Raw genomic sequence first — 20383 nt, 5'->3', positions numbered from 1 at the left:
TTACATTTTAAGATTAACGCCCAAAGTGATGGTCTGCGCTTGCGGATAGGTAAAGAAATCGGTACCAATGACCGAATTGTCGTCGCCTCTATAATTGACCTCTGGATCTAAACCCGTATAATTTGTGAATGTGAACATATTCTGCGCACTCACATACACACGAATGGATTCGAAAAAGGACTTATCCAGCGCCCTTTTATCTACAGTGTAGCCTAAGGTCACGTTCTTGATTCTCAAATAAGAGCCATCTTCCAAAAATCTTGAGGATACGCGTTTGTTCTGGGCTGCTGCCACGGCATCGGTGGTTGCTCTCGGGATATCGGTAATATCGCCGGGTTGCATCCAACGTCTGGTAACGGCTGCCACTTGGTTGTCGCCACCTTGAAGGGATTCTAAGAACAAGCGGGAGCCATGAAACACATCGTTTCCATAAGAGCCTTGAAGAAACACCGTTAAATCAATGCCTTTATAGGAAAAATTATTTGTGAGACCCCCAATAAAATCGGGATGCGGATCTCCAACAATCGTGCGATCTGCGGATGTGATGACCCCATCAAAATTGGTGTCGGCATAGACAATATCCCCTGTTGAAGGATCCACGCCCAAGGATTCAAAACTGTAGAACACACCAATGGGCTGGCCTTCCATAATGCGATTGCCACCGCGCCCAATATCATCTATGGGTTGGCCATTATACAACTCTAAAACCTTATTGCGATTGCCTGAAATATTGAATTGGGTGTTCCACTTGAATTCACCTATAAAATTCTGTGAGGCGATTGTAAGTTCAATCCCTTTATTTTCCACCTTACCCACATTTTCGGTAATGGATGAGAAGCCTGAGCTTGGCGGCAGCGGGCGACTCAACAATAAATCGTTGGTTTGTTTATCATAATAATCGGCAGTGAGCGTGATGCGATCCTTAAACAAGCCCAAGTTAAGCCCAATGTTCAATTGTGTGGTACTTTCCCATTTTAAATCGGGATTGGGAATGTTGCTCGGAAAAATTGCTGGCGAACCACCATAAGAGGTGTTTCCGTAGAGTTCTGAAAACAAAAACGGACTAATATCATCATTCCCGGTCAAACCATAACTCACACGTAATTTGAGGTCTGAAATGACCCTGGAGTTTTTCAAAAATTCCTCCTGCGAGGCGCGCCAAGCCAAAGATGCTGCTGGGAAGAACCCCGTTTGATTGTTCTCGCCAAATTTGGTGGAGCTATCAAATCTACCCGTTACTGTCGCAATGTATTTATCACTGAAATTATAATTGACCCGCCCAAAAGAAGATCGTAAACCTTCGTCTGCAGCACTGGCACTAGCTGAGACAATGGTGGCTGCAGAATTGATGTACTCCAAATCATCATCGGCAAAATCCTGACCCCTAATAAAGGAGGATCTAAAATTGCGCTTCTCAAAGCTGTAACCTACCAAGGCCTCAATTTTATGCTGCCCAAAACGCTTGTTGAATTTCAACAGATTATTGGAAACAATGTTGGAGATATTACTATAAGTCTCAAAACCGAGTCCGTTAAATTTTGCGCCTTGCACCGTTCTAGTCGATTCGTAACCATGCTCTCTAAAGTTGAGAAAATCAACTCCCAATTTTGAAGAAAGCGTAAGGTAATCTGTGATGTAATAATCGAAATAGAAGTTAGAGTTCGTTCTGTAGGAGAAATTCTCATTGATGGCTTCATTGGCAATGGACAAAGGATTGGAGTAAGGCCCATCTTGATTGTAAGAACCATCTTCATTAAACACCGGAAAAATAGCCGGTGTTGATATCCCGTTTGGCAATGGCCCGTGCAAGGATTGGTCACTCTCCACCCTATCGGTCTTGGCATAACTTAAGCCAATACTTGCGCCAATCTTGAACTTATCTGAGATTTGATGGTCCACATTCACACGTGCATTCACACGGCTGTAATCAGTGCCAATCAAGATGCCTTCCTGTTCGAAAAGCGTGCCGCTCATAAAAAACTGGGTCTTTTCTGTACCACCTCTGGCAGACACCTCATAGCTATTTATAGGTGCTGTTCTAAAAATCACATCCTGCCAATCGGTATCCACTTGGTTGTTATTTATTTGCTCCTGGGTAAAAACCGTGGAATTGGTCAAATCATTGCGGTATTCCATCCATTCTCTGGCATTTAGCATGTCCAATTTATTCCAAGCCCTCTGCATTCCAGAATAGGCATTTACAGACACTACCGTTTCCTGTACCTTCCCGCGTTTGGTGGTAATGAGCACAATGCCGTTGGAAGCCCTTGCCCCATAAATGGCGGTGGCCGAGGCATCTTTCAAAATACTGATGGATTCAATATCACTCGGGTTAAGATCGGTCAATGCACTTGCACCTTGGCCAGAATAGCCAATTTGACCGTAGTCTCCTGTGGTAACGGGAATGCCGTCAATGATATATAAGGGCTGACTCGAGCCGCTAATAGAGGTTAAACCTCTAATACGCACCGACATTTCCCCACCAGGCGTCCCAGAGTTTTGGCTAACCTGCACACCAGCCGCTTGACCTTGGAGCACCGCATCTACAGAGCCCAAAGGCAAATCTTCGATTTGTTTTGCAGAGACCGTTGTGATGGCATCACTTATCAATGCTCTCTTTTCAGTACCATAACCAATAACCACAATTTCCTCCAAAGCTGTATTGTCCTCAAGCATGGTAATATTAAGCTCACTTTTACCTTCAATCGACACCTCTTGTGCCACATAGCCCAAATAGGTTACGACCAGCGTCTTAGTGTCTATTGGCACATCCAGTTTAAAGTTTCCATCAAAATCGGTAGAAGCACCTTTAGTGGTGCCTTTAACAATCACTGTTGCTCCCGCCAAAGGTGTTCCGTTGGGATCGCTAACGGTTCCCGTTATCTCTCGCAACTGTTGGTTGGTTTTCAATGCTTCAGCAGGCGTCTCAAGCTTACTCTTGATCACGATTTGGCGCTCATTGATCATGTAGGTCAAATCGGTATCGGCCAAAGCCTTATCCAGAATTCCAGCTACCGTAGATGCTTTCAAGTTAAGCGACACCCTATAATCAAAAATAGCGTCCTTATAGAAGAAAATGTACTCGCTCTTGCTTTGGATTTCCTTAAACAATTGCTCTAAACTTACATTAGTCACACTAATGTCCATTTTAGTCTGCGCCTCTGAAGTGTTGGCAAAGGCAGTGCCCAAGCCAATCGTAATCAATAGTAAGAAGGTTCGTATCATGTGCCCCAAATAATAATTGAAAGAGTTTATCCTTGGCATAGGACAAAGGTTCTTAGTTTTATTCATAATTTTGTGTTAGTGGTTAATATTGCTGTGCTACAGTGGTATTTTTATCATGGCTGGAGGATGTTGACGCATCTTCCGGCTTTTTTTTATGGTTTGTATGCGCTATAAATTTTGTTTTAGACTAATGATTAATTTATGGTCTGCAGTGCGTTCGTAAGTAAATCCAGGAGTTTCGGCGGCCTTGATGGTTTCCATCACGCTTTCGATATTGTCCTTCACATCCAAATACCCAGAAAAAGTCTCATTGGCCAAGGCGTCATCGGCAATGCTTATTTCAACATTGTAATACCTTGAAAGTTTCTTCATGATGGATTTCAAGGCATCGTTCTTAAAGATAAACACCCCATCGCGCCATGAAAAATAGCGTTCCACATCAACCTGGCTTTTTTGCACCTCCCTATCGTTTTTATTGAAGGCAGACAACATCCCAGGCTTAATCTTAACGCTTTTTTGAGTGTTGAAAAGCGCATTGGTTTTATAATTTATTTGCACGCTTCCGCTTTTAAGAACGGTGTAAATAGCTGCGTCATCCTTATAATTGCTCAGGTTGAACACCGTGCCCAATACTTGTAGGTCATGGTTTTTAGATTGTACGTGAAAAGGTTTGTTTTCGTTGTGGCTCACTTCAAATATCGCCTCACCTTCCAAATAGACCTCTCTTTTTTCCGCAGCAAATTTTGCAGGAAACACGAGCTTAGAACCAGAGTTGAGCCAAACCTTACTGCCATCGGAAAGTGTGATCTCTGAACGTTTCCCATAGGGCACCAGCAGTGTATTGTAAACAATGGCTTCGGAAGGGTTTGCATTTTGGTTGAGCGCTTTCGAGTCTCCAATTCGCACTTCCTTACCAGTTGTGGAATAACTTATCTTGGCGTTTTCTTCTGAAACATTGACCTTATGTTGATCGTTTAATATCAATTGAATCTCTTGCCCCGCCGGAATGTCTTTTTGGGAGGCTACAAAATGTTCAATCCCAGAAGCATTTGCACCACTGCCACGAAGCACAGAGAACGTAACCAGCAATAACACCACTGCCACCGAAGCGCCAACACCAAACCTAAACACGCGCTTTTTACGCTTATAATGGTAAATGGAACTGAAAATACGATGCCTTAAATGCAATTTATCCTTAGTGGAAAGGGGTTCAGAATTAAACGGATTCTTATTTTTTTGTGTCATATCAGATTTTAGTAACAACGAAATTAGCTTCATTGAAATCGGCTTTCGGCATGAAACCGCAAACCTCTCTATAACTATAAGTCAGTAGTTTCTGTTTTATAGACAGTTTTTTTGAAAAAAAATAAATTTAGCTGCGTATCATTCAGCAGTAAAAAAAATTAGGTTAGGCTTTAACCCTTTCCCACTAGGGGTTGAGCGTGTTTTTAAAGCTAGGATTTGCCTTTGGAAATTTTTAAATAATTGTAATCCGAAAAAGAATCAAGACCGTCCCGAGCGATCGGGACTGTGAGAACAAAGAACAAAGACTTAATAGTAACTAGCTGGCAAGCAGTTAAAATTTGTATTGAAAATGTCCTCTCACTTTCGATGAAATTATTTCAGAAAAAGCAAGGTGTCAACTTAATAGGTTCTTAAAACCCATGCTTAAAAGGGTTAATTATCGTAAAACTCTTAATCGGACACTATTGTTTTTAAACAACAAGATTCAAAAATCTGGCAAATGACTATAACGGTTTATAAGTAATACACGCATCCCGAAAATTATCGGAAGGAGCCAACTATTGACCTGAAGCCTCCATTTTATAGGAAGAATGTGAAGAACAGATGCATTTGCTTCCGTAAGGATTTGATTGCCCTATAGATGGTGGTTCTAGAAGAAGCCACTGAAATTTGCATGATCTCGGCGATTTCCTCGTAGGAGTGGTTTTCGGTAAATCTTAGAAACAAGCTTTTTCGCTGTTTTTTGCTGAGCGAGCTCATGGCTCTGGTAAGTTTGTAGGAACGCTCGTTCTTGATTTCGTTCTCAATGAGCCCCTGTTCTACAGAAGCTTGGCAATGGGCGAGGGTTTGAGGGATTTCTGAGGGCACTTCCCTCAGTTGTGATTGGCACTTCTTTAAAATCGTATTCTTGAGTGACCGCATGAGGTAATAGTCCACAGCGTCGGTTTTGGCAAGATTCTTCCGGTATTTATAAAGATTGAGAAATACATCGTGAATGCCGTCCATAACCACAGCTTTATCGGGAGTGAACTGCATGCCATAGGTAAACAAATCATCACTAAACGCATCGTACAACTTCCCCAAGGCATCCAAATCACCTTGCTGGAGTTTTGCCCAAAGCTGCACTGATTTATGCTGATTCTGTTTCAAAGTATGAGGCGTTGGAAAATTTCAAGTTTAACTGCATGTAATCCCTATATCTGTTGCAAAAGATTCCTGCGATTAAATAATAGGATCAGCGAAATTTAAAGCAAAGCTAAGGTTTTACAAAATTTTGTTTTGCAAATATTCTCAGCCTAAGCCGATTTCACTTGAGCGAAATTTTGTGAACGCCTAAAACATCCACATCAATCCTTAGATTTTATTCTGATAATACGCCAACACTTTTACCCGAAGTGCATATTCATACTTGACGTTCGCCAAATTGATTTGGGCAGTATCCAAATTGTTTTTGCTGATGATGTACGCCATGCTATTGGTTGTTGAATCGAATATCATTGTATCGAGGTGTTCACAGCTTTTGAAATGTAACCGGTTATTTTAAGACATTGAGCACAATGTCATTTACATAATAGTTAGTCCTACCTATCTTAAATTTAGTAAGATGGCCATCTTCTGCCAATTGGTTTAAATAATTAGCCGCAGTGATACGTGATATGACTAACTCCTTTTGTAGAAACTCTATGCGCTTTAGGCAATAGCTTGCCCACTTTCAAAGTTTCTAAATCTTGAGGATAGGGCACATTTTGGAGTTTCCAAGTCATTTATATTCGGTTTCTGAGGCCTGATTATATATCAAGATAATTCGATTTTCTTTACATATTGTATTTATAGGTATAAAGAAGCGCAATAATCATACATATTGATTTTTCGCCTAACGCAATACGCTTTCAACAGGATAAGACTTTTGTATGTTATTAAGGGCACAGCATCAATTTGTTACCCGAACATTCGAAACTCTTAATTGTCCTCCCTAAGCTCCAAGAGGGTTTATTTTGTCTCATCTTTGAGACTAAATCACTATGGCCTAAAGTACCATAGATTTTTTGAAACAGACTGAAAGTCTGTTGAATTCGTGAAATCAACAGTATCTCATTGAGTGCGCATTAAGGGAACAACAGATTTCGTGAATACCTTCCTATCGGACAGGCAGATCCGTGTAATTCGTGGCTAAACTATTTCTTGAAGCTAAAGCGAGATGCACTAAAGCACATCGTTTTGACTTTTTTTGAGACCAATAAAACCAGCTCTCCTTGCCATCTATCGGCACATTCATTCTGCCTCAATCATTTTTTTATTGCGCGCTCTCACGAAACTGCAAGCCTAAAACATCCACATCAATCCTTAGATTTTATTCTGATAATACGCCAACACTTTTACCCGAAGTGCATATTCATACTTGACGTTCGACAAATTGATTTGGGCAGTATCCAAATTGTTTTTGCTGATGATGTACGCCACGCTATTGGAAACACCATTGTTGAATCTAATTTCATTGATGCGGAAGGATTCTTCATAAGCCTCCACCTGATCCTGAAGCAGGTCATACCGTTGAAAGGCGGTTTGCATGGCATTATACGACTGGTTGACCGCTTGCTTGAGATCCAGTTTGGTCTGCTCTAAAGCTGTTCGGGCTTCGGCTTTCTTGATCTTTTCAAGCGCCACATTGTTCTTAGCCCTAAAGCCATTAAAAATTGGGATGCTCACCGCTACCCCTACTAAAGAATTGAGGTTGTTGTCAAATTGATCGCGATACGGAATTTCACTACTCAAAAAACTGGTTTGTTCAGTAAAAACAGAGTAGGCCTGATTATCAATATTCACAAAGTTACCGGTTTCAACGATACTGGTTCCCAAATCATTGAATAGTCGGGCAGCACTGGAAAAATTAGTGTTCAAATTGGCAAAGAGGCTTATTTCTGGAATGTATTGCGATTTGGCTACGGAGACCGCCTTTTCAGCTGCCGCCAAACTCAAATCACTTGCCTTAACCGAAGGAAACACCTCAAGCGCCTTTTGGTAAACAGCTTCCGCAGAAAACAGATAGGTTTCAAAATCCATTTCCATATTTAAAGGCGCCACGGTAATGGCCTCTTCCGCATTGACGAGGGTGTTGAGATTGATGAGTTCGGTTTCCAATGTATTCTTAGTTTCGGCGATATTTGCCGCATCCATGGCGATTTGCCCTTGCAGGTCGCGGTATTCGGCAGGATTGCCCGTTTCCTCTTCGTACAGACTTTTGAGTCGATCCAACTGACCTTGGGTGGTTTGCAATCGGGATTGGGCGAGCCTCACTAAATCCTGCGCATTCAAAACCTGAAGATAGGTCAAAGTCACATTGAGCACCAACAATTGTTTGGCAGCCTCTACGTCCATTTCCGCAGCTTCCAAATTGAGTTTGGCCTGTTTCCAACTGTTGATGAGTCTAAATCCATTAAAAATAGTGGCATCCAATCCCAGACCCGCATTGGAAAATATGAGTTCTTGGTTGGTGATGTCGTTCGTGAAAGGGTCGATGCTACGCCCATTACTAAGCCCTATATTATAGTTTCCGTTGATGTTGGGCAATAAAGCATTTTTACTCTGATTGAAGTTTATCGCTCTGCTCTGCTTCGCCAATTCCGAAGATTTTAGTTCGAGATTGTGTTCAATAGCCAAACTAATGCAGGCCTCAAGGCTTAGCGGAAGGCGGGTATCGGTTTGTGCGAAAATTAAAACAGTGCTGCTAAAAAATAGTACTACAAAAAGTTTAAGTCTCATGATTGATGTGATTGATGTGATTGATGAAAAAAATGTTTAAGTGCTTCAATTATTTAATGGGTAACTATTTTGATGTTCTAGACTCTAAATTGGATAAATCGACCAAAGAGCTAGAAGGTAAAAAGTAGACGCTAGAGCCTAGAGGCTAGAGACTAGAAGGTCTTTAAAATAAGAATTGGGCTTATAATTTGATACTTTCTGCCCTCCGTCTCCCGTCTCTCGTCTCCCGTTTTCCATCTCCCGTCTTCTGTCCAAAAATGACAATACAGTCGTCGTAAACGGCTCCCTACTTGTGATCTCGCCTTCCGTCGAGAAGGTGCAAGGTTCGCGACCCATAGGCGGCGTTGGTTTCAGAATGTGTGGCTTGTATGATGGTCACACCTTCTTGATTCAATTCCTTAAAAAGCTGCATGATCTCCTCGCCTTGGTTAGAATTTAGATTGCCGGTAGGCTCATCGGCCAGGATGAGTTTTGGTTTGGCCACCAAGGCCCGAGCGATGCCCACCAATTGCTGTTGCCCACCGCTCAATTGGGCGGGAAATAAATCCTTTTTACCCACAATGTTGAACCGGTCCAACATATCGGCCACCAAAGCTTTGCGCTCTGCAGATTTTATGTTTTTATAAAGCAATGGGGTTTCAATATTTTCATACACCGTGAGTTCATCGATAAGATGGTAGGCCTGAAACACAAACCCGATGTATTCCTTATACAATTTGGAACGGTTTTTTTCCTTCATCGCATGCACCGATTCGTCCAGGAACTTATATTCGCCTTCCTGAAATCCGTCCAACATCCCAATGACGTTCAGCAAGGTGGATTTCCCCGAACCAGAAGGCCCCATGATGGAAATGAATTCGCCCTCCTCTACTTCGAGATTGAGATCTTTGAGCAGAAAGACTCGGTTTCCGCCTTGGTTGACCCATTTGAAAATGTTGTTGAGTTCTAGTAACATATTTTTTTAATTTTAGTGTGTTATGATGGATTGTAAATGTTGATTCTTAACGATTCGTTTTAAAATTATCTTCTTTTTTTTCAGCATTTTAGAGGTATTAAAACTTGTGAATTATGGACACCTTCACAATCAACGTCACCAAAGACACTGCATAAGATTTGGAGAACAAAGCTCCGAAACTCCGATCGCACCTTGAAAATTATTTGGAAAAGCAGATTGATGAAATCATCCACAGAAGCAAATTCACGAAGCTCGATATTTTGCTGAAGGAAATAAGAAAAGAAGCGAAAGAAAATAGTCTTACGGAAGAAATTCTGAATGACATATTGAACGAAGATGACTGAATCTTTCGTTTTAGACACCAACGTATTCCTAAGCGCATTGCTTTTTGAAAATTCTAAACCTACACTTGCATACGAAAAAGCGAGAGCTTCCGGTCGACTTGTTGCAAGTGATACCACTTTAGAAGCATTTTTATCGTCATTTCCGCTTTTGTGATTGGATGAATGATTTTTTGTGTTTTTAATAGGAACTAAATTTAAATTATGGACCGTATTGTTATTGAAGTTTCTGAAGAAACGGCAAAAAAATGGAGATTGTCCTCGCCCGAAAAAAGAGAGCGAATTTCTCAACGGATGAACATTCGACTGAACCAAGAACTCTTGAAAGATTCGCCTGATGATTTTAAAAAATTTCTTGATGAAATAGGCAAAACCATTGAAGAAAGTGGCCTTACAGAGAAAATCCTTCAAGAGATTCTGGCTGAGAATGACTGATTTTTTTATTTTAGACACCAATGTTTTAATCAGTGCTGCCTTAACCCCCAATTCCACCAGTCGTAAAGTTTTGGACAAGGTTATGGGTTTAGGGGCAATGGCGTCTTCCAGAGAAACAATTACCGAATTCATGGACGTTTTGTATCGAAAGAAATTCGATACATAGTTTCTCTTTGAAGATGAGCGTATGGCCATAATTGATCGCATCGAAAGAAATAGCATAACCATTATTCCTGAAATCTCCATTACCGCCTGCCGCGACCCCAAAGACAACAAATTCCTAGAACTTGCAGTCGCCGCAAAAGCGTCCTGTATCATTACAGGCGATGATGATCTTTTGGTTTTGCATCCGTTTCGTAGTATTCCCATTTTCAATCCTTCTGATTTTTTAAGTTCATTTTAAAATAATTCCTTATCATTTCAAAAATGCTTTTTCTATTTTTTTACTGAATACTGCGACTGAGACTGAATACTTTTTTCATTCCGTCCTCAAACTCTTCACAGGATTTGCAATCGCCGCTTTTATCGCTTGGAAACTAACTGTAATCACGGTCAACAATAAGGCGCCCAATCCGGCAATCAAGAATACGCCTATTGAAATATCGGTTCTGTAAAAAAACTTCTCAATCCAATCACTCATAAAATAGTAAGCAAGTGGTGCGGCTATACAGATGGAAATTGCGATCAGAAGGATAAAGTCCTTTGAAAGCAGCAGCCATAAATTAGTGACCGTTGCTCCTAATACCTTTCGAACGCCTATTTCCTTTTTTCGTTGCTCGGCCATAAAAGAGGCTAACCCAAATAGACCGAGACAACTGATCAAAATCGCCAACAACGTAAATACTTTGGCAAGGCTAGCGATACGCTCTTCCGCAGCAAAGGTTTGCGCATATTCCTCATCCACAAAATCATAGCTAAAAGGCAGGTTGGGAAAATTTGTTTTGAATATTTTTTCTACGGAAGCTAAACTTTTGCTGGTTGCCTGATTGGGATTAAGCCTCAAATAATAAAAGCCGCCAGTACCATGACCAAATTGATACATTTGAGGTGAAACAGGTTCGTAAGCGGACTCATTGATCACATCTTCCACCACACCCACAATCTGCATTGGGACATCGTTAGGACCTGCCGCAGTCCCACGAATGTATTTTCCTACAGGGTTCTTAATACCCATATAGTCAACAGCAGTTTTGTTTAAAACAACCGCATTTGAATCTGTCGCAAAGTCACGCGAAAAAGAACGACCTTCTATTATTTTCATGCCTACAGCATCTATGTAATCAAAAGAAATAGCCATTTGCGCAAAACTTTCATTAAAATCAACAGGCTTACCGTCCCACTCAAATCCAGAAGAATAGTTCCAAATACTTGTCGCCGGGCTGGTACCCCAACCCATTTTGGCCACAGAGCCAGAACTTAAAAACGCGTTGCGAATGAGGTCATACTTTCCTGAAAAATCTTGACTCGAGGTCGGTAGCTGGATCAATTGAGCACTGTTGATACCTACCGGCCTATTTTTACTATAATCAATTTGATCCTTTACAATCAGCGTCCCAATAATAAGTGCTATGGAGACTGTAAACTGGGTTACCACAAGCACCTTTCTTGGCAGCGCAGCAAACTTGCCCATTTTAAAAGTACCTTTCAACACTTTTATGGGTTTGAATGACGATAGGTATAATGCGGGATAGCTACCAGAAACCAATGCTGTAAAACCTATAAACCCTAAAGATACCATCCAAAATAGACTACTTGACCACGGAAAGATGACGTCCTTTCCTGCTATGGTATTGAATGCGGGAAGTGATACTAGCACAAGCCCAATTGCGAGTATAAATGCGACTAAAACCACTAAAAAAGATTCGCTCAAAAATTGATATATCAGTTGTCTTCTTGTCGAGCCGATAGATTTCCTAATACCAACTTCGAGTGCACGTTTTTCTGACCTTGCGGTACTCAGATTCATAAAATTAATACTAGCAAGAAGCAAAACGAACAATCCGATGATACCAAATAACCAGACGTTTTCAATACGTCCACCAACTTGTTTCCCATTTTCAAAATTGGAATGTAAATACCAATCTGCCATTGGGAAGAGAAATAACTGCGAATTAAAAACATCCCCGACTGGAAGGTTATCTTTCTTTAGGTTTACAATTCGAGCATTTACCGCGGCCAAATCTGCGTTTTCTGAAAACTTTACGTAAATGAAAAATGGATTATAACTCCAATTAGAGTCTTGATTTTCAAGCCAACCCCACCGCGTGGACATCCAATGTTTAAAAGGCATTATAAAATGCATGCCGTTAAAGCTATTATTTTTGTAGATATCCTTATAAATACCGGTTACGACCATGGTGTGTTCATTGTCTGAGACAATAGATTTCCCCAATGGACTTTCACTTCCAAAAAGTGTTTGAGCCGTAGTTTCAGATAGAAGAATAGCATTAGTTTCCTTTAGTCCTTTTCTGGTGCCTTCAAGCATATCAAGCTCCAATAAGTCTGGGGCATCAACTTGCATAAAACGTCCACTGCTAGAGATGACTTTGTCTTTTAAACTTAGGTAACGTTCATCAGGTCTTGATGACATGACGATAGACTCAAACGCATCGCCAAAATGATCTCGTAATTGAAATTCTAATGCTAACGGAAGCCCTTCATTAGTTTCAACAGACCCATTAATAGTCTGGTTTTGCATGACCTGTGCAATCTGATCTTTACTTTCGAAATGATCATTATAGTTGAACTCATCTACAATCCATAGCCCAATAATCATCGTTACCGCAAGCCCTAGCGCCAACCCGAAGATGTTGATAAACGAATACACCTTGTTCTTTTTAAGGTTACGGAACGCGATTTTAATATAGTTTCTAATCATAATTTTATGTTTTTAGACCTCACAGTCCCGATAGCTATCGGGATGAAAACCTGTTAGGTCTTTTGTTAATCCACCCACTTGTTTTCTCCCCTCTTGGGGGAGATGCCCGCATAACCAGAGGAGGCCATTACTCCGTTCTCAAGCTCTTCACAGGATTTGCAATGGCCGCTTTTATGGCCTGAAAACTTACCGAAATTATCGCCACTAAAAAAGCTGCAATCCCAGCGAGCGCAAAAACCCACCAATTCAATCTGGTTTGATAGGCAAATTCCTGCAACCATTGGTTCATCACATACCAAGCTATCGGTGCCGCCAAAATAAAGGAGATGGTCACCAATTTGAGAAAATCCCTGTTGAGCAAGGTCAGAATTTGTAGGACTGATGCACCGCTCACTTTTCTGATGCCAATTTCCTTTTTGCGCTGTAAAATAGTGTAAGATGTGAGTCCGAAAAGCCCCAATCCTGCTATGAAAATCGCCAAACCCGTAAACAACTGAAATGCTGCTCCAAACTTAGTATCCTCTTTATATTGTGCTTCAAATTTTTTATCGAGAAAGGTATAGTCCAGAGTGCTCTGCGGAAAAATAGTCTTCCATTTTTGCTGAATCTGATCCAGATTTTTATCCATAACCGATAATGAAAGTCCAGTAGCATCCATCTTGACCAAAACATTCTGCAGACCAGTACCAAAAGCCCAATTGATATCGCCAATGAACATAGGCTCTATCTTGCTTTTCAAACCGAAATGGTGGTAGTCTTCAAAAACACCAGTAACCGTCCAAGTCTCGTCCCAAAATTTTACGTTTTTTCCGATAATCTCAGACATATCAGTGAACCCCATGATTCTGGCAAATGTTTCGTTGATCACGATATCGAAATTGTGAACCCCAGGATTCTTCCGCAGATAGGTTTTTCCTGCCAAAAAATCGATACCTAAAACCTCAAAATAATTGGGCTGCGCGCCATACAAATAAAACAACAGACGTTCATTGCTTGTTCCATCGGGATAAGTAATTCCAACATTAGAAGATAAATTATCATAACCATCACCGGGGTAGGTTTTAGCTTGGGTTACGCCCTTAACGAATGGTAATTGGGATAATTCGGACTCCAACACTACAGATTTCTGGCGTGTAATAGAATCATTTTCATTCGACAGCAATTCGCCCTTAAGCGCTACTAATTGAGAAAGATCAACGCCAAGTGGTTGTTCCCCTAAAAAACTGATCTGTTGCGATACGACCAAGGTGCCAATAATCAAAACGACAGTAGCGAAAAACTGCACCCCTATCAATCCCTTGCGAATGTTGACTCCGCCACGAGAGGCAACAACTTTTCCTTTTAAAGCGCGAATGGGCGAAAAACCACTAATGACCATCGCCGGATAAAGTCCCGAGACTAAAGTGCCCAAAAGAATAAATGCAAGATAAGGCAAGATGATGCCTAAATTTGAAAGCCCCAAAACGAGCTCTTTGCCAACAAAATTATTGAATAAAGGAAGCAATACATACGCCAACCCAATGGCCAGTGCTACAGCAAACAGATTGAGCAATAACGATTCCCCCAAAGACTGAACTATCAATTGTGATCTTTGCGCGCCAGCTACTTTACGTATGCCAACCTCCTTGGAGCGTTCCATCGATTTTGCTGTGGCGAGGTTGACATAATTCAGCCAGGACAGAATAAGAATGATAAAGCCAATTGCTGAAAGAAACCGAACCCGACTTAAGCTTCCGTTAGTTTCGGCTTCAAATGGTTTATCTGAATGCAAATGGATGTCTGAAATCGCCTCGATATTGTGTCTTTCATCTGGATCTTGTTCAAAATCGCTCATCATTATTTTTTTCCGAAGCGCTATTTTATCAATTCCAGGAGCAACCTTCAGATAGGTAAAAAAGTTATTGCCGCTCCAATTGGGTTTGGCATTATTTCCCATATCCCAAGTATTCATGGTTGGGTAGGATATCAAAAAATTCGTTTTATAATGTGTGTTTTGCGCAATATCGTTGATAATCCCAACAATTTCCAAGCGTATGCCATTCCCATCAAACACTTCCAGACTTTTGCCCAAAACCTGTTTTTTTCCAAAGAGCTTTTTCGCCAAGGTTTTTGTGAGAATTATGGTGTTTGGCTTTTCAAAATCGCTGAGATTGCCTTCGATTAGCGGATGATCAAAAATCTTGAAATAACTCGCATCTGCCAATGAGCCATTGGGTTGCTGGATAATTTTTTCGCCATTGACGAAGGTCACTTTTTCCAAACGGTACAATCTTACCTGCTCGATGATCTCGGGAAATTCTTTTTTCAAGGTCGGACCGCTAAGGTTATAGGTCTGCGCATCGCCAGGTACAAAGTTTCCACCTTCAGCATAATCCATATACACCCGAAACACCTCATCTGAACCTTCAAATTTATCGTAACTGCGCTCGTAACCCACATAAAGTGTGATGATCACAAATGCCGCAATCCCCAAGGCCAGCCCAACGATATTGAGGATGGAGTATAATTTGTTCTTGAACAAATACCGCAGCGCAATCTTAAAGTGGTTTCGTATCATTTTGAAAATGTTAATTTTAATTATTTTACTGAATACTGTGACTGAAACTGCATACTTTTTTCACTCCGTCCTCAAACTCTTCACAGGATTTGCAATCGCCGCTTTTATGGCCTGAAAGCTTACCGTTATCAATGCAATTAAAACCGCTGCCAATCCTGCCAAAGCGAACACCCACCAACTCATTTCTGTTCGGTATGCAAAATCAAGCAACCATTTGTTCATGAGCCAATACGCAATGGGTGCGGCGATCACAAAAGCAACCAGCACCAGTTTTAAAAAATCTTTCGTCAATAATTTCGTGAGGTTGGCAACTGTTGCGCCCAAGACCTTACGTACGCCAATTTCCTTGGTGCGCTGTTCTGCCATAAACGCGGCCAGACCAAAAAGACCAAGGCAAGCAATAAAAATGGCCAAAGCAGAAAAAATCGTTGCAGTACTCGCTGTTTTTTCTTCGGAAGCATATAACTGCGCCACGTGCCTATCGACAAATTGATAATCGAATGCCGTATTGGGCAGATTCTCATTAAAGGTTTTTTCCAGCTGACCCATAAACTGGGGCAATTTTTGGGTGTTATAGCGTACCAAAAGGGTTCGGATGCCTTCTGGTGCGCTACTCGATTTGTAATACATATAACCTCCAACATCTTCCTTGAGCGAGCTGAAATTGAAGTTTTTAACAACGCCAGTAATTATCGCCCTTGAACCAAGTTCGGTATTGATGATTTTACCTACGGCATCTTCCGCAGTTTTATAATCGAGGTAGCTCAGGATTTTTTCGTTGATCAAGGTGTAGATTATGGAATCTCCTTCGGCTATGTGTTCTGGAAGCTCGTTACCAGCGAGTAAATTCAATTTCAAGGTTTTAACGACCTTACCGTTGGTGCGGCAACTTGCTATGGGCAAACCAACATTATCGGTTACTAATTTTTGAACCGAACGGCCACTTTCTCCTACACCCGGCATGGCTTGAACGGCCGATACGCTCTCAACATTACTGTGTTTCTCAACGGCCTTGGTAAAAGCATCGATCTGTTGCTGATTTTCAGCAGATTTAACCGAAATAGCAATAATGCCGTTAGGATCGTAACCTAGATTTTTATTTTTTATAAATGCCATTTGCTGAAGGATGATCGTGACCGCAATGATCAATACGATGGAAGCTGCAAACTGAAATACCACAAGGCCTTTGCGCACATATTCTGAAGCCGAATTTTTCTTCTTTGATTTATTGACCAAGATAAGTGGCGAGATTCCAGACATAGCAATGGCCGGATAACTACCAGCAATGATCGTGACCACAATCCAAATAAGCAATAGACCAACTAAAATAGGTGCTGCCAATAAATCTGAAAAAGCAAGTTCACTGCTTGTCACATTTTGAAACAAAGGCAGCGTCAAGAAGGAGGCTGCATAACCCACAATGATGGAAACTAGGACAAGAATACCGGTTTCCACATAAAAGAGGAAAAGCATTTGTCGCCTGTTTGCACCCAAAACTTTGTTGACTCCAATGCCTTTGGCGCGTTTTCGGGAATTTGCCGTGGCGAGGTTCATATAGTTGATACAGGCTATAAAAAGTACGAGTAATGAAAGGAACATAAGACTTTTAATAGTCGTTATATTGCCAAGCTTGGTAGAATAACCTTCCCTAACATCTGCCGAATAGAGGTGTATTTTTGTTAATGGTTGAAAAATGAACTTTGTGAAATACTGTCCGTCCTTGTCCACATTTTTATCTATTAATGCCGTGGCTCGCTTTTCGATTTCGGCAACATCGGCATTTGGTTGCAGTTGCACGTAGGTTTCATAACTGGCATTGCTCCAATAAACATTAGTACCCATCCAAGAATCCATGATATTATAGACCATGGCGCAATCCATCACACTGTTTTTGGGCAGGTCCGCATAAATACCCGAAACCTGCAACGTATCGCTGTTATTTACAGTGATCAATTTGTGCATTGCTTCTTTTGCGCCAAATAATTTTTCTTTAGCCGACATTGACAGCACGATGGATTTCGGCTCTGAGAAAGCCGTTTCACTGTTCCCTTGCAGAAATTTAAAATCGAACATTTTAAAGAGTGAAGCATCGGCGAGGTAGAGTCCGTCTTCTGTATAATTCTTATCGCCGATCTTGAGGGAGGCGGTTGCCCCAAAATCATCCTTGATAAGCCGGGTCATCGTTTCAACCTGCGGAATTTCCGCCACAATTGCGGGACCAACAGCATTTGGCATGGTCGCCCAAGTTTCATAATCGTAGGCTTCCGAAGTCTCCATATTGACCCGATAAATGTCTTCTGAATTTGAATACATCTTGTCGTAGCTCAGTTCTTTATTCACAAAAGAAAACAGAATGACGCAAACGCATACGCCAATCGCCAAACCTGCAATGTTGAGCAGGGTAAAGAGTTTGTTGGCAAGTATGTTTCGCCAAGCGATTTTAAAATAGTTTCTAATCATAACATTGTGTTTTTTATCCCCTCCCCAACCCTTCCCGAAGGAGAGGGAGTTATTTCTGAGTAATCGTTCCCATTTCGGGCCTGACTGCCGGAAGAAGGGGTTAGGGGGCCATTATTCTGTTCTTAAGCTTTTTACTGGGTTTGCAATGGCGGCTTTTACCGCTTGAAAGCTCACGGTTATTAAGGCAATCAAAACCGCGGACAACCCGGCAATTGCAAAAACCCATAATTTTATGTCAATTCTGTAAGCGAATCCCTGAAGCCAGTTTTGCATCACGTACCACGAAATAGGAACGGATACTAAAATGGAGAGCAGCACCAACTTTAAAAAATCCTTTGATAGCAATTTTACGATCCCCAAAACACTTGAACCTAAAACCTTCCGCACACCTATTTCCTTCCGGCGTTGTTCTGCTGTAAAAGCTGATAACCCAAAAAGCCCCAGGCAAGAAATGATAATCGCCAACATCGCAAAAATTTGGGAAAGATTCTCCACCAATTGTTCACTTTTAAAGCGCTCGTTAAAAGCCTCATCTACAAATCTGTACTCAAACGGAAAACCAGGGTTTTGTGTTTTAAGAACATCTTCTATTTTTGTCAGCGTTTTATTTATAGCCGCACCGGCCGCAGGTTTTATATACATATAATTTGCTTCTTCTGCCTGATGATAAAACATAACCGGATCGCTTGTGCCATACATATCGCCGTATAAAAAATCTTTGACGACACCATTAATAGTTAATATTTGACCATTATAATTAATCCTATTTCCTACAACATTATCGGTGTCCATAAGTTTTGCAAAAGATTCAGATATCAGAACTTTAGTGCTATCTGCGTCTTCGGAAGTTCCAAAACCTTTACCCTCTTTTATTTTCATTCCGGCAGTATTAAAAAATTGCGGAGTAATTGTTCTAATGGAAATCAAGATATCTGCGTCTGATGGTTTTCCTTGCCAATCAACACCAGAGGTATTATTTCCGCCAGACAAAATTTGTGAATTCATCAAGGCTGCACTTTCAACTAAGCCAGAAGAGATCAACGCTTGCTCAATAGATTTGAAGTTTTTGATAATGTCGCCGTTTGCAGCTGGCATTTCAATGAGGTTTTCTTTTACAATCCCCAAATTTCGATTTTTTATGTGCTGCACTTGTTGATAAACCAATATGGTGCTAATGATAAAAATTATAGATATTGAAAATTGAATTACTACCAATGTCTTTCTTGTAAAAGAGGCGCTTCCCGATTGTCTTCGGTTTCCTTTTAAGACTTCAATAGGTTTAAAGGAAGACAGATAAAACGCGGGATAAAGTCCGGAAATAATTCCGCAGAAAAGGGTAATAAATACTATTGGAAGAACATGTATTGGCTCTGTAATTGCCAAGCTCAGATCTTTTTCAATTAGCGCATTAAACTGCGGAATTAGCGCTATTAAGAGTGCCACACTAACAATTCCGCTGATGAAAGCTGTCATAACCGCTTCTGTTAAAAACTGAAAAATCAACTGTTTTTTACCTGAGCCCAAAGCTTTGCGCATCCCCACTTCATTTGCACGTTTCTCGCTTCGGGCAGTGGATAAGTTCATAAAATTAATGCAAGCGATAACCAAGATAATTAGAGCGATGAAACTGAATAGTCGAACATACTCAATCCTGCCACCATCTATTTTACCATTCACAAATTTGTCGCGTAAATGCCAATCGTTTGCCGAAAACAAAATCGCTTCGGTTTCCGCATCTCCTGTTTTGGCGGGTAATATTGCTTTTACTTTTTCATTGACATTCGCAACATTTACATCTGGAGCCAATTTCACAAAAGTGTTCGTGAAATTAGCACCGTAACCCTGAGTCCATTCTTTACCGTCGGTAAAATTTTCAAAAGGAACCAACCAATCAAAAGTATAGGTTGTGTTTTCGGGAAAATCTGCAACAACACCTGTTATGGTATATGTGTCTTTTTTGTCAAATTGAATATTCTTGCCGATGGCATCTTCACTTTTATCGAAAAAGACAGAAGCTGCTTTTTCAGTGAGAATAACCGATTTTTTATCCTTAAAGGCTTCTTTAGAATTTCCTGCGATAAAATTAAGCCCAAAAATGTTTATCAAATCTTCATCCGCAAAACTGCCTGCGCTATTTACAGATTTTTCGCCAACGCTTAGTAACTGGCCAACATCTCGTTTTCTTGCCGATTTAGTAATTTCAGGTATTTCAGATTTTAAAACTGAAGCTAAAGGTCCTGGAGTGGCCTCAAAGAAGGTTCGCCATTCGCCATCGTACTTTTGATTGGTAGGAATAGCAAAAACCAATTCTTTATCAGGGATGGATTGGTCAAAATTCAACTCATCTTCAACCCAAAGAAGAATAAGGCTGGCACAAGTAATCCCAATGGCCAGACCAAAAATATTGATGAATGAATACCCTTTGTTTTTCCAAAGATTCCGCCACGCGATTTTTATATAATTTCTAATCATAATTGTGTCTTTTGTTATTCCATCCAACCGTTTTCTCCCCTCTTGGGGGAGATGCC

The 20383-nt window shown here is 40.9% G+C and carries 14 protein-coding genes; 3 read left to right on the top strand and 11 right to left on the bottom strand.

What is annotated here, in order from left to right; translation table 11 throughout:
• The 7 genes from ESY88_RS09845 to ESY88_RS09825 form a co-directional block, all read right to left on the bottom strand.
• The gene (locus ESY88_RS09845) at window positions 1–3291 is read right to left on the bottom strand and encodes a SusC/RagA family TonB-linked outer membrane protein (RefSeq protein ID WP_223270792.1); all 3291 of its coding nucleotides are present in this window, start codon (window positions 3289–3291) and stop codon (window positions 1–3) included.
• Between the two features lie 102 nt (window positions 3292–3393).
• Entirely contained in the window at window positions 3394–4470 is a 1077-nt protein-coding gene (locus ESY88_RS09840) for a FecR family protein (RefSeq protein ID WP_189702572.1), read from the bottom strand.
• A gap of 579 nt (window positions 4471–5049) precedes the next feature.
• Entirely contained in the window at window positions 5050–5619 is a 570-nt protein-coding gene (locus ESY88_RS09835) for an RNA polymerase sigma factor (protein WP_147087103.1), read from the bottom strand.
• Between the two features lie 385 nt (window positions 5620–6004).
• Window positions 6005–6118 (bottom strand): hypothetical protein, encoded by a 114-nt coding sequence (locus tag ESY88_RS21885; RefSeq protein ID WP_394343952.1) that lies wholly within the window; start codon window positions 6116–6118, stop codon window positions 6005–6007.
• Window positions 6105–6233, bottom strand: coding sequence for a hypothetical protein (locus tag ESY88_RS21705; RefSeq protein WP_262713101.1), 129 nt, complete (start codon window positions 6231–6233; stop codon window positions 6105–6107). The genes ESY88_RS21885 and ESY88_RS21705 overlap by 14 nt, the downstream gene beginning before the upstream one ends.
• 580 nt (window positions 6234–6813) lie before the next feature.
• Window positions 6814–8229 (bottom strand): TolC family protein, encoded by a 1416-nt coding sequence (locus tag ESY88_RS09830; RefSeq protein ID WP_147087102.1) that lies wholly within the window; start codon window positions 8227–8229, stop codon window positions 6814–6816.
• Window positions 8230–8515: 286 nt separating this feature from the next.
• Window positions 8516–9184: an ABC transporter ATP-binding protein gene (locus ESY88_RS09825; protein ID WP_147087101.1), complete on the bottom strand. Its 669-nt coding sequence runs from the start codon at window positions 9182–9184 to the stop codon at window positions 8516–8518.
• Window positions 9185–9520: 336 nt separating this feature from the next.
• On the opposite strand from ESY88_RS09825, the gene ESY88_RS20995 reads away from it, so the two are divergent.
• From ESY88_RS20995 to ESY88_RS09815, 3 genes are all read left to right on the top strand, one after another.
• Window positions 9521–9682, top strand: a complete 162-nt coding sequence (locus ESY88_RS20995) for a PIN domain-containing protein (protein ID WP_189702571.1) — start codon at window positions 9521–9523, stop codon at window positions 9680–9682.
• 47 nt (window positions 9683–9729) lie between these two features.
• Window positions 9730–9960 carry a hypothetical protein gene (locus tag ESY88_RS09820; RefSeq protein WP_147087100.1) on the top strand — a complete coding sequence of 77 codons (231 nt, stop codon included), beginning with the start codon at window positions 9730–9732 and terminating at the stop codon, window positions 9958–9960.
• A gap of 187 nt (window positions 9961–10147) precedes the next feature.
• Window positions 10148–10363, top strand: coding sequence for a putative toxin-antitoxin system toxin component, PIN family (locus tag ESY88_RS09815; protein ID WP_147087099.1), 216 nt, complete (start codon window positions 10148–10150; stop codon window positions 10361–10363).
• A 75-nt stretch (window positions 10364–10438) separates the two neighbouring features.
• Here ESY88_RS09815 and ESY88_RS09810 read toward each other — a convergent pair whose 3' ends face one another.
• The 4 genes from ESY88_RS09810 to ESY88_RS09795 form a co-directional block, all read right to left on the bottom strand.
• Window positions 10439–12838, bottom strand: coding sequence for an ABC transporter permease (locus ESY88_RS09810; protein ID WP_147087098.1), 2400 nt, complete (start codon window positions 12836–12838; stop codon window positions 10439–10441).
• A 127-nt stretch (window positions 12839–12965) separates the two neighbouring features.
• The gene (locus tag ESY88_RS09805; protein ID WP_147087097.1) at window positions 12966–15395 is read right to left on the bottom strand and encodes an ABC transporter permease; all 2430 of its coding nucleotides are present in this window, start codon (window positions 15393–15395) and stop codon (window positions 12966–12968) included.
• Between the two features lie 60 nt (window positions 15396–15455).
• Window positions 15456–17855: an ABC transporter permease gene (locus ESY88_RS09800; protein ID WP_147087096.1), complete on the bottom strand. Its 2400-nt coding sequence runs from the start codon at window positions 17853–17855 to the stop codon at window positions 15456–15458.
• 111 nt (window positions 17856–17966) lie between these two features.
• A complete protein-coding gene (locus ESY88_RS09795) occupies window positions 17967–20327 on the bottom strand; it encodes an ABC transporter permease (RefSeq protein ID WP_147087095.1) in 2361 nt (786 codons plus the stop codon).
• Window positions 20328–20383: the final 56 nt, after the last annotated feature.

It is taken from the genome of Subsaximicrobium wynnwilliamsii (assembly GCF_007997225.1).
In the GTDB taxonomy this organism is placed as follows: domain Bacteria; phylum Bacteroidota; class Bacteroidia; order Flavobacteriales; family Flavobacteriaceae; genus Psychroserpens; species Psychroserpens wynnwilliamsii.
The sequence above is the reverse complement of the archived record's forward strand: the minus strand, read 5'-3'. Positions and strand labels throughout refer to the sequence as shown.